Source organism: Chelativorans alearensis (genome assembly GCF_010993735.1).
Classification (GTDB): Bacteria; Pseudomonadota; Alphaproteobacteria; order Rhizobiales; family Rhizobiaceae; genus Chelativorans; species Chelativorans alearense.
This window is the reverse complement of record NZ_WQNI01000001.1, coordinates 344,910-359,602: the sequence shown is the minus strand read 5'-3', so window position 1 is coordinate 359,602 and position 14,693 is coordinate 344,910. Positions and strand designations below refer to the sequence as shown.

Genomic DNA, 14,693 nt, shown 5'->3' with positions numbered 1-14,693 from the left:
AATGCACATGAGTGCCAAACGCACACTTGCCGCGCTCGCGATCGGCCTGATCTCCTCGGTCTCCTTCCTGGCATCCGCGCACGCGTTTCAGGAGGCCCCCATGCTCGCCGAGGAGGTGGCTGCGGGCGAGCTGCCGCCGGTCGACGAGCGGCTGCCGGAGAATCCCACCGTGCTGGAGGCGGTGGAGGTGGGCCAATACGGCGGCACCTGGCATCGCGCCTACAAGGGCCCGGGCGACCGTTGGGGCCCCACCAAGCTGATGGAAGAGCGCGTGCTCAAATGGGAGCAGGGCGATGACGGCGTGCTCCGGCTGGTGCCGGCCTATATCGAATCCTACGAGGTCAACGAGGATTCGACCGAATACACCTTCACGCTGCTTGCGGGCCTGAAGTGGTCGGACGGTGAGCCGGTAACCACCGAGGACGTACGCTTCTGGTACGAGGACATCTTCCTCAACCCCGAGATCGTGCCGGTGATCGACCCCACCTTCTCACCCGGCGGCAAGCCGATGGAGGTCGAGATCGTCGACGAGCGGACCTTCAAGGTGAAGTTCGCCGAGCCCTATGTGTATTTCCTGCAGATCCTGGCGAAGGATTCGACCGGCGAGCCGAGCCTCGACCGGCCGAGCTTCCTGTTCCCCAAGCACTACCTCGCCCAGTTCAACGACAAATACGCCTCAAAGGAGGAGCTTGAAGCGGCGGCGAAGAAGTACGGCGCCGAGAAGTGGACGGATTTGTGGGGCTCCAAGGGCTTGATAACCGCCTGGTGGTCGAACCCCGACCTGCCCGTCATCACCGCCTGGAAGATCGAAAGGCCGGCCCCCGGCGACGTCGTCACCATGGTGCGCAACCCGTACTACTATGCCGTCGACCAGGAGGGGAACCAGCTCCCCTATATCGACCGCATCGAGCACAAGCTGTTCCAGGAGCAGGAGAGCTTCAATCTCATGGTCGTTCAGGGGCAGATCGACATGCAGATGCGTTATGCCAGCACAGCCGACTTCACCTTCTACAAGGAGAACGAGGAAAAGGGGAACTTCCGGGTCGGCAACAGCATCTCCGCCACCACCTGGTCGCTTGTGCCCAACTACAACATGAAGGATGAGGTGCTGCGGAAGCTCTTCGAGGAGAAGGATTTCCGCCATGCCCTGAACCTCGCCATCGACCGCGAGCTGATCAACGAGCTGGCATTCTCGGGCCTGGCCGAGGGGCGTCAGGCCGCACCCATCTCCGGCTCGCCCTATTACCGGGAGGATCTGGAAAAGCACTGGGCTGAATACGACCCGGATGCCGCCAACGAGCTGCTTGACGGCTTGGGCCTCACCGAGCGCGACAGCGGGGGCTTCCGCCTGCGGCCGGACGGCCAGCGTCTCGCCATTGTGGTCGAGAGCGCACATCCCGACAAATCGACGGTCCTGGAACTCGCAGCCGACAATCTTCGCGATGTGGGCATCGAGCTCCTGCCGCGCATCATCGACCGCACGCAGTGGGATGCGAACCGGGATAACAACGATTTCCAGGTTCATCTTTACACCTTCGACCGCCTCTCCGTCGTGCCGGCCGACCCGCGCATCATGATGGGCAACGACAGCTACGCCCACCAGTACTATGTGTGGTACTCGACCGATGGCGCATCCGGCATCGAGCCGCCGGCCGACCATCCCATCCGGCAGGTCTGGGCGGCCTGGGACAAGGCGTCCACCGCAAGTTCGCTCGAAGAAGCCGATGCGGCCGTCAACGAGATGATCGAGACCTTCGTCACGGAAGGCTGGGTGATCGGCCTCGTCGGCGAGGAGGCCGTGCCCGCGATCGTCTCCAACAACTTCATGAACTTCGTGGACGGCAAGGTGGAAGACGACGTTACCCGCGGCGTCGGCCTCAGCCAACCGCAGCAGATGTGGATCAAGCAGTAGGACTGGCGGTGCATGCCTTCGCTCTCGTGGTTCGACAAGCTCACCATGAGGGCGAAGGCACATCGGCCTCGTGCCAGCTTCGATGCCGAAAGGTAGCGCAGCCGCCAGCCCTCGTCCTTCACCCCCCGACAAACCGGGAAGGATTGAGGGTGAAGGAACACTGGCGCCGTGTATGGCTCGACGTCGGGGGGTAGGCTCAAACACTAGCCCTCAAGGTGAGCTGCGAGCTTGTCGAGCAGTCGAACCACGAGGGCGGGACGCCATGCACATTTTCTAAATCCGAAGGGAGCGGAGGACATGGTCGGTTACATCACCAAACGCGCGCTTTGGGCGATCCCGACGCTCGTCTTCGTGTCCTTCATCTCCTTCGTGATCATCCAGTTGCCGCCCGGCGACTATATTACCGCCTACGCCGCGCAGCTCCGCCACGGCGGGGAATATCTGACCGAGGCGCAGGAAGCGGCCATGCGCCAGCAATACGGCCTCAACGACCCGATACTGGTGCAATACTGGCGCTGGATCTCGAACATCCTCTTTCGCGGCGATTTCGGCCATTCGCTCGAATGGAACGCGCCTGTCTCCTCGCTCATCTGGGAGCGGCTTGGGCTGACGCTCGCCATCTCGACGCTGTCGATGGTTTTCACCTGGATCATCGCCATCCCCGTCGGCGTTTACGCCGCGACCCGGCAATATTCCCTGTTCGACTATCTCTTCACCGTCTTCGGCTTCCTCGGCAAAGGCATTCCGGATTTCCTGCTGGCGCTCATCCTGATGTGGCTCGGCTTCACCTGGCTTAACATGGACGTCGGCGGCCTGTTGTCGCCGCGCTATGAATCGGCGCCCTGGACATTCGACAAGGTGCTCAATCTTTTGTCGCATCTGTGGATACCCGTCGTCGTTCTGGCAACGGGCGGTGCCGCCGGCCTCATCCGCGTCATGCGCGCCAACATGCTCGACGAGATGGGAAAGCCCTATGTGGAGACCGCCTATGCGCAGGGCCTCTCCGAGCGCCAGGTGGTCTGGGGCTATCCCGTGCGCGTGGCGCTCAACCCGTTCATCTCCACCGTCGGCTGGGCGCTGCCGGCGCTCTTTTCCGGCGACGTGATCACGGCCGTGGTGCTCAACCTGCCGACCACCGGCCCGCTGCTTCTCCAGGCGCTCAAGATGCAGGACATGTATCTCGCCGGCAGCTTCATCCTCATCCTCAGCGTGTTCACGGTCGTCGGCACGCTGGTCTCCGATGTTCTGCTCGCGTGGTCCGATCCGCGCATCCGTTACGCGTGAGGGGCCGACCGATGGCAATCGAGACACTGGAAGCTCCCGCCACCGAGGCGGCACCCGGCCGCGAGGAGCAGCTTTATACCGCAAAACCCTGGACGCTCATCTGGTGGCGGTTCCGGCAGCACCGGCTGGCGGTCGCTTCGCTGGTCTTCCTGGTGCTTTTGTGCGTGGCGGCGATCTTCGCCGATTTCATCTCGCCCTACACGCCCTCTTCCATCGATCGGCTCAACACGTTCTCGCCGCCGCGCGCTGTCCATCTCTTCCACGAGGGCGCGTTCAAGGGGCCGTTCGTCTACGCGCTCAAGCGCACGCGCGATCCGGAGACGGCACGCGTCACCTACGAGGCGGATCGCGAGGAGATCCTGCCAATCCGCCTTTTCGTCCACGGCGAGCCCTACAGGTTCCTTGGCCTCGTGCCGACGGACCTGCATCTTTTCGGGGTCGATCACCGGCGGCAGAGGATCAACCTTCTCGGTACGGATTCGCTCGGCCGTGACCTCTTCACCCGGCTCCTCTACGGGGCGCGGGTCACGCTTTCGGCGGGCCTTGTCGGCGTCGCTTTCTCCTTCGTCATCGGCCTCGCGCTCGGTGCCGTCTCCGGCTACTACGGCGGCTGGCTCGACGCGGGGATCCAGCGCCTGATGGAGTTCATCCGCTCGATCCCCACGATCCCGTTGTGGATGGGCCTTGCGGCGGCACTTCCCATCGCCTGGGACCCGCTCTTCGTCTACGTGCTGATCACCATCATCCTGTCGCTGATCGGCTGGACGCACCTGGCCCGCGTCGTGCGCGGCCGCTTCTTTTCGCTGAAGACGGAAGACTACGTTCTGGCGGCAAGGCTCGCCGGCGCCTCCGAGTACCGCGTCATCACCAAGCATATGCTGCCGGCCATGACGAGCTACATCATCGCCGCCATGACGCTCGCCGTGCCGGAAATGATCCTCGGCGAGACGGCGCTCTCCTTCCTCGGCCTGGGGCTGAGACCTCCGGTAGTGAGCTGGGGTGTGCTTCTGCAGGAGGCGCAGAACCTGCGCACCATCTCGCTCGCCCCCTGGCTGCTCGCGCCGGGTGCCGCGGTGGTCCTGGTGGTGCTCTCCTTCAATTTCATGGGCGACGGCCTGCGCGATGCCGCCGATCCTTATGGGCGGTGAGGGGAATCGTATGGAAAGCGCTTTTGCCTATGAACTATTTTTGCCGGCTTCGCCGGAACCCCCACCCCTCACCCCTCCCCTCAAGGGGGAAGGGGGCGCCGACCTTTCAGAATCCCCCTCCCCCTTGAGGGGAGGGGTGAGGGGTGGGGGTCCGATCAAAGACTCAGAATCCATATGCGATTGGCGCGGAGGCAAACAGTGAGCGTCAACACCACCCCCATGCCGCCCGAGCGCTTGCTGCAACTGGACGACGTGCACGTGCATTTCTCCATGCGCGAGGGGCTCGTCCGGGCCGTCAACGGCGTCTCCTACCACGTCGACCGTGGCGAGGTTCTGGGCATTGTCGGCGAGTCGGGCTCCGGCAAGTCGGTCACCGCCCGCGCTATCATGCGCCTTCTGTCCAAGAACGCGATAGAAGCGGGCGGGCGCATCCGCTTCCGTCCCGAGCCGGGCAAGGAGGTCGAGATCTCCAGCCTGCCGCGCGACGGCCGCCAGGTGCGCGAATTGCGCGGCGGGCATATCGGCATGATCTTTCAGGAGCCGATGACGGCGCTTTCGCCCGTCCACTCCATCGGCACGCAGATCATGCGCACGGTCATGCTGCACCGGCGCGTCGGCAAGGAGGCGGCGCGCGCCCGCGCCATCGAGCTTCTGGAGCGCGTGCAGTTGCCGAAGCCGACGGAGATGATCGAGCGCTATCCGCACCAGCTCTCCGGCGGCATGCGCCAGCGGGCGATGATCGCCCTGGCGCTCTCATGCGATCCGGCGCTTCTCATCGCGGACGAGCCGACGACAGCGCTGGACGTGACGACGGAAGCCCAGATTCTGGAACTTCTCAAATCGCTCCAGGCGGAGATGGGAATGGCCATCGTCTTCATCACGCACAATTTCGGCGTGGTGGCGGACATCGCCGACCGGGTCGCGGTGATGTATCTGGGCCGCATCGCCGAGACCGGCAGCGTCGACGACATCTTCTACCAGCCGAAACACCCCTACACGCGGGCATTGCTGCAATCGATCCCGCGGCTCGGGCAGGCGCCGGTGCGGCGCTTGAAAACCATTCCGGGCATGGTGCCCGATCCCTTCAACGCGCCGGCCGGCTGCGCCTTTCATCCGCGCTGTGCCTATGCGGTCCCCGGCCGCTGCGACACGCTCGTCCCGGAGGTGAGCCTTTTCCCGGGCGACCAATCGGCGCGCTGCCATCTTGCCGGGGAATTGCCGGAGGAAGCGCTGTGAGCGGGACAACGGACACGATGCCCGAGGACGCGCTGATCTCGGTCTCAAGCCTGAAGAAATACTTCCCCGTCACGCGCGGTTGGCTGCAAAGGAAGGTCGGCGAGGTCAAGGCCGTCGACGACATCAGCTTCGACATCAGGCGTGGCGAGACGTTCGGATTGGTGGGCGAGAGCGGCTCGGGCAAGTCGACCGTCGCCCGGCTGATCCTGCGCGCCTACATGCTCACCGGCGGCTCCATCAAGTTCCGCCGCGTCGACGGCAGCGTCACCGACCTGACGGACCTCTCCGACCGCGAACTGCGCCCCATCCGGCGCGAGATGCAGATGATCTTCCAGGATCCCTATTCCTCGCTCGATCCGCGCATGACGCTGCTCGACATCGTCGGCGAGCCGTTGGTGATCCACGGCGTCGGCTCCAGGGGCGAGATAAGCGATCGCGTGGGCGAGCTTCTGGGGCTGGTGGGCCTGAGGCCTGAATACGCGACCCGCTATCCGCACGCCTTTTCCGGGGGGCAGCGCCAGCGCATCGGCATCGCCAGGGCGCTGGCGCTCAATCCGAGCTTCATCGCCGCCGACGAAGCGGTCTCCGCCCTCGATGTCTCCGTCGCCGCGCAGAACATCAACCTCCTGCAGGACCTGCAGGAAAAGTTCGGCCTCACCTACCTCTTCATCACGCACGACCTCGGCATGGTGGAGCACATCTCCGACCGCATCGGCGTGATGTATGTGGGGCGCATGGTCGAATTGGGCGATACGGCGGAGATCTTCAAGAAGCCGCTGCATCCCTACACCGAGGCGCTCCTCTCGGCGGTGCCGCAGCCCGACCCGCGCCGCCGTGCCAGCGGCCGGCGCATCGTCCTCAAAGGCGAGATCGCTGATCCGGCCAACCCGCCCGCCGGCTGCGCCTTCCACCCGCGCTGCCCGTACGCGACCGATCTCTGCAAGAAAGAGGTGCCGGATCTGCGTCCCCTCGGCGGCCGGCAGGTGCGCTGCCACCACGCCGAGGAGCTCGATCTCGCCGGGGTGGAAGCATGAGCCAAAATGATGGGATGAGCGGTACGCTGGAAAAACTACGGCGGGGTGCGGCCGGCGCCGATTACGCTCTGGCGCGCGCCCATATGCCTCTTCTAATGCTGGATGCCCACGAGCCCTATCCGCCGCTTGCGATGGGCTATACGGTTTTCCGGGAGCCTGGTCAGTCGCCGTCCTCGAAATTCCAGGTGAGGCCGCTTGGCGGTGCCGTGATCGAATACGCGGTCTGGTACGATTGGGACATCGGGCACATGTACGATCTGGAACATGTGTGGGTCTATCTCGATGGAACCGGCAAAGTCGAAAGGGTGGAGGCCTCCCGCCACGGAAGGCGTCTTGCGATGACGGCCGACGGCAGGCTTTGCCGGATGCCTAGGGGCCGCCCCGTGCTCTATGCGGAGGCCGGCAAGCACGCCCATTGGGCCGACCCCGCCGAGATGGAGGAGAAGGCCGGCCGGCTCATCTCCGTGTTGTGCAACGAGCTTGCGGCATGGGAGGGCGTGCATCTCGGCAATGTCTTCTGCCAGAGCGGAAGGATTGCCCCCACCGCCTTCGATCACAGGCTGGCCAAGCTCAAGATGAAGGCGGATGCCTTCGATCCCTCTTTCGCCTTCACCCGGAACAGCGATGAAGGGGAGGGCGTCTCGCTCGTCCCGTGGGAGGCGCTCGAGCGCTGGATACCGGCGCGGGTGGCCCGGCTGATCGCCGAGTTGCCGCTGGAGATCCCGCACATCCGCGCCGTCCTGTTCGACTGCGGCGACACGATCGCCGATGAGGCAACGGAAGAAAAGCTGCCGGGCAGCGAAGTGGTGGTGCGCGCCGAGCTGATCCCGGGTGCGGCGGACATGGTGCGCCACATCGCTGCCGCCGGCTACCGCCTCGCGCTCGTGGCCGACGGCCCGCGCGAAACCTTCGAGAACATCCTGAAACCGGCTGGCCTCTGGGGCCTCTTCGAGGCTCACATCATTTCAGGGGAGGTCGGCGAGCTGAAGCCTTCGCCGAAGATGTTCGCGGCCGCCTTGGAGCGGCTCGGTTTGCGGGGGTCCGATGCCCGCTCGACCGTGATGATCGGCAACAATCTCTCCCGCGACATCAAGGGTGCCAACGCCTTCGGCATTCCCAGCATCTTCTTCGGCCGGTCGCGCCGGCGCACGCACGAGCCCGCCGACGAAAGCGAGCGGCCCGACTATTCGGTCTTTACACCTTCCGACGTTCTCCCGCTGCTTCACGAGATCGAGGCGGCGATGCAGCAACAGAACGTGAGGGAACACCGTGAGGCTGCCGGAGCCGAAGCATGAGCGCGCGTGCGAAGGGCAACGACGGCATGGCGTTCTTCCCGGTCGGGCCCGGCGAGACGGTGACCGCCTGGGCGCTGTCGCCGCTCGACACCGCCTATTATCCCGGCAAGCCGGCGCCCGCCGAAGACCGCGTCAATTACCGCTTCATCAACGGTTTCGTGGACGTAGGCGATCTGCCTTGCCGGGTCGCCTGGTGGGCGGAGGTCAAAACCCGCAAGGTGGAGCTTGAGACGGATTGGCCGGTCGATACCGTCAACCTGCCCGGCTTCAACCGGCGGCTGGAGTTCTCCGGTTTCTGGCACCGCCCGACGCGGCTCAGGCGCTGGTGCTGCACGGTCCTCGTGCCGCCCGAGGGTGGCGACTGCCGCTTCCGTCTCGCCACCTGCGGCGGCGTCCACATCTGGGTGGACGGCGTGCTCGCGATCAAGTTCGAACCCTTTACCCGCAACGAGGAGCAAGCGACGGAGATCGTCCTGCCGCTCAAATCCGGCGGCAGCGAGGTCGTCATGCTGTCGGAGGACCTCGCCGAGCGCGACACCAACTGGTACGTCGAGCTGACCTCGCTCTGCGATGAGGCGCTTCAGGCCGGCGTGCCCGGCGGGGCAAATGCCGCTGACCTCGCGACGCTGATGCGGCTTGCGGCCGATGTCCGCCCCGAGCGCGAGGTCTTCACCGGCGGTCCGCTCGTCCTTGCCTTCGACACGCCGGCAGCAAGCGATGTGACGGTGACGGCCAAGGTTCAGCAGAGCGTCCATATGCGCCACAAGCCGCCGCTCTTCACCGCCAGGGCGGTGCTGGACGCGGGCGGTACCCAAGTGGCGCTCGCCGGGCTGGAGGGGCTTGCGGGCGGTTACCACCCGCTCGACCTCACCTTCGAGATCGGCGAGGCGCGGGTGGAGCGGCATGTCGGCTTCGCGCTCCTGCGCGAGACGGTGCCGCCTGCTCGCGCCGCCGATCTGCAAGGCCGCAAGCGCGAGGCGCTGGCCTTCGCCGCCGCCCACGGCGATCTCAGGGTCGGCCGGGCGCTCGCCATGCTGGCCATGGGCGGAGAGGCAGGGCTATCGCATATGGATTCTGAGTCCTTGCTCGAACCCCCACCCCCCACCCCTCCCCTCAAGGGGGAGGGGGATACTGAAACGTTGGCGCCCCCCTCCCCCTTGAGGGGAGGGGTGAGGGGTGGGGGTTCCGGCGAAGCCAGCAAAAATGACTCATATGCGATAGCCCTGGGCGGAAAGGCGGATGACACCCTTGTCTCGATAGTCTCGGACACGCTGACGATGATCGACGAGCGGCGCGACTGCTCCGACTTCGTCATGGTCCCGCTCTTGTGGCTTTACGGTGCATACGGTGAGGCCCTGCCGGCGGCGACGGCCGCGCGCATCCGCCGCTCCGTGCTCGACTACCGCTACTGGGTCGACGAGCCGGGCAACGACGTCATGTGGTTCTGGAGCGAGAACCACGTCCTGTGCTTCCACGTCTCGCAATATCTCGCCGGCCGACTCTTGCCCGAAGACACCTTCACCGCCTCAGGACGCACCGGCCGCGAGCAGGCGGCGCTGGCGGCGGAGCGGCTCGGCAAATGGTTCGGCTCGGTCGAGGCGCACGGCCTCGCCGAATGGAACTCGGCGGCCTACTACCCGATCGATTTCATCGGCCTTCTGGCGCTGCAGCACTGGGCGGACGGCGCGCTCAGGGAGCGCACGGAAAAGCTGCTCGACCGCCTCTTCACCATGATCGCCCTGCACACGCTCGGCGGTGTATCCGCCGGCACCATGGGCCGCGCCTACGACAAGGAGTTGCGCGCCGGCCCGCTCACCGAGCTTTCCCCCTTTGCCACTGTCGCCTTCGGCACGGGCTGGCTCAACAACGGCGTCGCCGCCCTGCCGATGTTCGCGGCAGGCAACTACACGCCGCCGCAAGGGCTTTCCCGCTATGCCTCTCCGCCCGAGGGGAGGGCGCTCATCGCGCATTACGTCCAGGGCTACGACAACGCGGCCAAGCTCGCGCTCTACAAGCGCGCCGCCGTGCAGCTTTCCGCTTCCGTCGACGGCACGCCCGGCCAGCACGGCCACCAGCAGCACGTCATGGATATCCTGTTCGCGAGCCATCCCTTCGCGCGCGCCTGGATCAACCATCCCGGCGAGGACGACCCCTGGGGCCATCACCGCCCCTCCTATTGGGCCGGCAACGGCGTCATGCCGCGCGTCGGGAGCCATGAGGACGCACTTCTCATGCTTTACGACCTTAAGGGCGCGCGGGTGGATTTCACCCACGTCTACGCCCCGGAGGACGGCTTCGACGAACGCGTTCTGAAGGACAACTGGCTCATCCTGCGCGCCGGCCGCGGCTTCGCCGCCCTCACCGCCTCCGCACCCATCGTAAAGGTGAGCGAAGGCCCGGGGGCCGGGTGCGAGTACCGCGCCTACGGGAGGAAAGTCGCCTGGGCGGCGCTGGTGGGAGAACTGCCCCAGGGCGCCGATACCTCCACCGTGGCAAAGACCCTCACCGGCACCTCCCTCGCATTCGACGCCGGCGCCATGCGCGCCACGCTCACCCGCACCGGCAGGGCAACGCTGGTCCTCGATTACGCGCGGGGGCTATCCGTCGACGGCACCCCCTTCGTCTTCCCCAATCCCGGCCTGGAGCCGCTGGTCCGCGAGATCGCCGCGCCGGTTCTATCCTGATCCCGCCCACCCATCGCCAAGCCCTGCAAGCAGCGATGGAAGCTCGCGCATGTCTTCGAGGATGTGGTCAGGCCCGAGCGTCTCGAATGCGGCCTTGAGGCCGGCGGGGGCGGCGTGGGAGCCGCCGGCGAAAGCCACCACCTGCATGCCGGCGCGCCGCGCCGCCTCGATGCCGGCGGGGCTGTCCTCGACGACGACGCACCCGGCCGGCTCCACCCCCATCATATTTGCGGCGTGGAGGAAAAGGTCCGGCGCCGGCTTGCCGTTCGCCACCATCGTGGCGCTGTAGATGTGCGGCTCGAAATGGGGAAGCAAGCCCGTCACACCCAGGGAAAGCCGGATGCGCTCGGGCTGGCTGGAGGAGGCGACGCAGCGCGCGGCCGTAAGTCCGGCAAGCGCCTCCGCGAGGCCGGGAATGGGCTTCAACTCCCGGCGGAAGCGCTCATAGAGCCGCGCCCGCATCTCTTCCAGATGTCCGTCCGTCATGGCAAGGCCGCATTCCTCCTCCACCGCCTTGGCGATGCTCGCCATGGAGCGGCCGAGGAAGCGGCGATAGGCGACCGCCGGCTCGATCGCCACCCCGGCCTCGGCAATGATCTCCACCAGAACGGCGATGGAAATAGGCTCGCTGTCGACCAGAACACCGTCGCAGTCGAAGATGACGAGGCGGCCGTTCTTCATGCGTCGAGCCTAGAGCAATTCCAGGAAAAGTGGAAACCGGTTTTCCGTCTGGAATTGCGAAAAAACAAGGAGTTAGAGCAGTCCATTGATTCCACGAAACGATGAACTGCTCTAAAGGCGGCCTTCCAGATAGCGGGCGAGCACCCTCTCCGTACCGTCCCGCCAAAGCGCGGCAAGGGCTCCAGTGAAGGCTTCGCGGAAGACACCCGCTTGCGCCACACGTCCATAGATGTCCTCCATCTCGAGCCAGGCGAGAGGATCGTTCCTGGCCTTCTGCGCCTGTGCCCGCAGCCGCCCCCAGGCGGGATCGTTGGGCGCGATCTCCTTACCGCTCTCCGTCGTGCCGAAGCAATAGCGGCACCAAAGCGCCGATTCCAGCGCCAGGCCGGCAATCCCCGCGCCGCGCTCCAGCCGGTCGGCGATGGAGGGGACGATGAATTTCGGCTGCCGGTTGGAGCCGTCGAGGCACAGCCGGCGCACCGTGTCGCCGATCTTGGGGTTGGCGAAGCGCGCCTCGATCTGCCGGTAGTAGCCGCCAAGGTCGGTGCCGGGCACCGGCGGCACGACGGGGATGATCTCCTCTTCTTCGACCTTCTTGAGAAAAGCGCCGACCAGCGGGTGCTCCATCGCCTCGTGCACGAAGTGGATGTCCATCAGGCCCGCCGGATAGGCGATCACCGCATGGCCGCCGTTGAGGATGCGGATCTTCATGTGCTCGTAAGGCGTGACATCGGGCACGAACTCGACGCCCACCTCTTCCAGTGCCGGCCGCCCGGCCGGGAAATCGTCCTCCAGCACCCATTGCTTGAAGCCCTCGCAGAAGACGGGAGAGGTGTCCTCGATGCCGTATTCCTCGGCGCAAATCCGCCGCTCCCGATCGCCCGTCGCCGGCGTGATGCGGTCGACCATGCCGTTGGGGAAAGAGACAGCCTCCGCGATCCACCCCGCAAAGCCGGGGTCGGAGAGCCCGGCAAGGCCGGTAACGGCGTTGCGGGTGACGGTACCGTTGTGAGGAATGTTGTCGCAGGACATGACGGTGAAGGGGAGGGTGCCTTCGGCCTTTCGCCTCTTCAACCCCGCCGCGATCAGGCCGAAGACGGTGCGCGGCGCATCGGGCATCGCGCCGTCGGCGGCGATGTCCGGGTGCTCCGGGTCGAAGGTGCCGGAAGCCGGATCGATGAAATAGCCGCCTTCGGTGATGGTGAGCGAGACGATGCGCACCGCCGGGTCCGCCAGCCGGTCGACGATCGCCGCCCTGTCCTCCGTCCGCAGATAGTCGATCATGGGGCCGGTCACGCGCGCCGTGCTGCGGTCGGCCTCCTGCTCGACAACGGTCGTGAGAAAATCCTGCGCGGCAAGCCGCTCGCGCATCGCCCCGTCGGCGGCCAGGACGCCGGCACCGACGATTGCCCAATCATGGTCGCGGCCCTTGTTGAACAGATCGTCGAGATAGACGGCCTGGTGCGCGCGGTGGAAATTGCCGACACCGAAATGGACAATGCCGGGGGAGAGCCTTTTCCGGTCGTAAGCCGGCACGGCGGCACGCCATGCAATCGTGTCCAGCGCGTCGGCACGAAGCCTTATGGTCATTGTTTCGGTCCCGTTCCGGCTCTTTCGTTCAAGGCGCAAAGGCCTCAGCTCATCCAGTTGCCGCCGTCGACGTTGTAGGTCTGGGCGACGATGTATTCGGCCTCATCGGAGGCGAGGAACACGGCCATGCCCGTCAGGTCCTCCGGCCGGCCCATGCGGCCATAGGGCACCGCCTCTCCCACCAGCCGCTTCTTCTCTCCGAGCGGGCGGTTCTCGTACTTGGCAAAGAGCGCGTCGACGCCGTCCCAGTGCTCTCCGTCGACCACGCCGGGGGCGATGGCGTTCACATTGATGCGGTGCTTGATGAGGTCGAGCCCAGCCGACTGGGTGAGGCTGATGACGGCGGCCTTGGTGGCGCAGTAGATGGCGACCAGTGGCTCGCCGCGCCGGCCGGCCTGGCTCGCCATGTTGATGATCCTGCCGCCGCGCCCGCGCGCGATCATCGACCGGGCGACGGCCTGCATCGTGAAGAGTGTACCTGCGACATTGATGGAGAACAGGCGCTCGTAGCTCTCGCGGGTGATCTCGACGATAGGGGCGAGATCGAAGAGCGCCGCATTGTTGATGAGGATATCGATGCCGCCGAGCCGCTCCTCCGTCTCCCGCACCGCCTCATCGATCGAGGCCTGATCGGTAACGTCGAGATGCACCGCAATGGCGCCCCTGCCGATCTCGGCGGCCGTCTTCTCCGCGGCTTCCGTGTTGATGTCGGCGATGGCAACCCGCGCGCCTTCCTCGGCGTAGCGCGCGGCGAAGGCGCGGCCGATGCCGCGCGCCGCACCCGTGATGATGGCGGTCTTGCCTTCGAGCCTGCCCATCAGAATGCTTCTCCTTGCGCGTTGAAACGGTGGAGCTTGTCGGGGGCCGGGGTAAGCCGCACCGTGTCGCCGGAGCGCACCTGATATTCGCCGTCGGCGCGCACGGTCACCTGCCCGACACCGTCGACGGCAACGTGCAAGAGCGTGTCGGCCCCCAGATGCTCGGTGACGCCCACCGTGCCGGTCCATTCCCCGCTTTCCGGCGAAAGCCGGATGTGCTCGGGGCGGATGCCGATGGTGGCCGCACTGTGCTTCATCGCTTCCGCACCGTCGATCAGGTTCATCTTCGGCGCGCCGATGAAACCGGCGACGAACAGGTTGCGCGGGCTGCGGTAGAGCTCCAGCGGCGAGCCCACCTGTTCGACACGGCCCGCCTGCAGCACGACGATTTTGTCCGCCATGGTCATCGCCTCCACCTGGTCGTGGGTGACGTAAACCATGGTGGTCTTCAGGCTCTGGTGCAGTTCACTGATCTCCAGCCGCATGGTGCCGCGCAGCGCCGCGTCGAGGTTCGACAGCGGCTCGTCGAAGAGAAAGGCCTTGGGCTGGCGCACGATGGCCCGGCCGATGGCGACGCGCTGGCGCTGGCCGCCGGAAAGCTGGCCCGGGCGGCGCTCCAGATAGTCGGTCAGGTTGAGGATGCGCGCTGCGTCCTCCACCTTCCTGGCGATCGCCTCTTTGTCCTCGTTCGCCATCTTGAGCGGAAAGGCGATGTTCTGGCGCACGCTCATGTGCGGGTAGAGCGCGTAGGACTGGAAAACCATGGAAAGCCCGCGCTTTGCCGGCGGCGCCCCGGTCACGTCCTCGCCATCGATGCTGATCGTGCCTTTCGAGGTGTCCTCTAGCCCGGCGATGAGGCGCAGCAGCGTGGACTTGCCGCAACCGGACGGGCCGACGAAGACGACGAACTCGCCGTCCTCGATGACGAGATCGATCTCCGGGATGACGATGGTCTGGCCGAAGGATTTCGAGACTTTGTCGAGCGTTATCTTTCCCATATTCTCCCCAGCC

11 protein-coding genes are annotated in these 14,693 nt (G+C 65.7%); 7 read left to right on the top strand and 4 right to left on the bottom strand.

The genetic code is table 11. The annotated features are described in order from the left end of the window. The first annotated feature begins 7 nt into the window (after positions 1-7). From GPJ75_RS01590 to GPJ75_RS01560, 7 genes are all read left to right on the top strand, one after another. Entirely contained in the window at positions 8-1,912 is a 1,905-nt protein-coding gene (locus tag GPJ75_RS01590) for an ABC transporter substrate-binding protein (protein WP_163264403.1), read from the top strand. Positions 1,913-2,209: 297 nt separating this feature from the next. Continuing rightward, positions 2,210-3,196, top strand: a complete 987-nt coding sequence (locus GPJ75_RS01585; protein WP_163264401.1) for an ABC transporter permease — start codon at positions 2,210-2,212, stop codon at positions 3,194-3,196. Positions 3,197-3,207: 11 nt separating this feature from the next. Next, positions 3,208-4,344 carry an ABC transporter permease gene (locus GPJ75_RS01580; RefSeq protein WP_163264399.1) on the top strand — a complete coding sequence of 379 codons (1,137 nt, stop codon included), beginning with the start codon at positions 3,208-3,210 and terminating at the stop codon, positions 4,342-4,344. 198 nt (positions 4,345-4,542) lie between these two features. After that, positions 4,543-5,580 carry an ABC transporter ATP-binding protein gene (locus tag GPJ75_RS01575; RefSeq protein ID WP_246248864.1) on the top strand — a complete coding sequence of 346 codons (1,038 nt, stop codon included), beginning with the start codon at positions 4,543-4,545 and terminating at the stop codon, positions 5,578-5,580. A 17-nt stretch (positions 5,581-5,597) separates the two neighbouring features. Beyond that, a complete protein-coding gene (locus GPJ75_RS01570) occupies positions 5,598-6,614 on the top strand; it encodes an ABC transporter ATP-binding protein (RefSeq protein ID WP_163264875.1) in 1,017 nt (338 codons plus the stop codon). Continuing rightward, positions 6,611-7,909, top strand: a complete 1,299-nt coding sequence (locus GPJ75_RS01565; RefSeq protein WP_246248863.1) for an HAD family hydrolase — start codon at positions 6,611-6,613, stop codon at positions 7,907-7,909. The genes GPJ75_RS01570 and GPJ75_RS01565 overlap by 4 nt, the downstream gene beginning before the upstream one ends. Then, the gene (locus GPJ75_RS01560; RefSeq protein WP_163264397.1) at positions 7,906-10,593 is read left to right on the top strand and encodes a hypothetical protein; all 2,688 of its coding nucleotides are present in this window, start codon (positions 7,906-7,908) and stop codon (positions 10,591-10,593) included. The genes GPJ75_RS01565 and GPJ75_RS01560 overlap by 4 nt, the downstream gene beginning before the upstream one ends. On the opposite strand, the gene GPJ75_RS01555 is transcribed toward GPJ75_RS01560, so the two are convergent. The 4 genes from GPJ75_RS01555 to GPJ75_RS01540 form a co-directional block, all read right to left on the bottom strand. Further along, positions 10,585-11,274: an HAD family hydrolase gene (locus tag GPJ75_RS01555; RefSeq protein WP_163264395.1), complete on the bottom strand. Its 690-nt coding sequence runs from the start codon at positions 11,272-11,274 to the stop codon at positions 10,585-10,587. The two genes, GPJ75_RS01560 and GPJ75_RS01555, sit on opposite strands and share 9 nt — an antisense overlap. Positions 11,275-11,385: 111 nt before the next feature. Beyond that, positions 11,386-12,864 carry a mannitol dehydrogenase family protein gene (locus GPJ75_RS01550; protein WP_163264393.1) on the bottom strand — a complete coding sequence of 493 codons (1,479 nt, stop codon included), beginning with the start codon at positions 12,862-12,864 and terminating at the stop codon, positions 11,386-11,388. A gap of 44 nt (positions 12,865-12,908) precedes the next feature. Further along, positions 12,909-13,682, bottom strand: coding sequence for an L-iditol 2-dehydrogenase (locus GPJ75_RS01545; RefSeq protein WP_163264391.1), 774 nt, complete (start codon positions 13,680-13,682; stop codon positions 12,909-12,911). Beyond that, complete coding sequence (locus GPJ75_RS01540) at positions 13,682-14,680, bottom strand: ABC transporter ATP-binding protein (protein WP_163264389.1); 999 nt, start codon at positions 14,678-14,680, stop codon at positions 13,682-13,684. Before GPJ75_RS01540 ends, GPJ75_RS01545 begins: the two co-directional genes overlap by 1 nt. Positions 14,681-14,693: the final 13 nt, after the last annotated feature.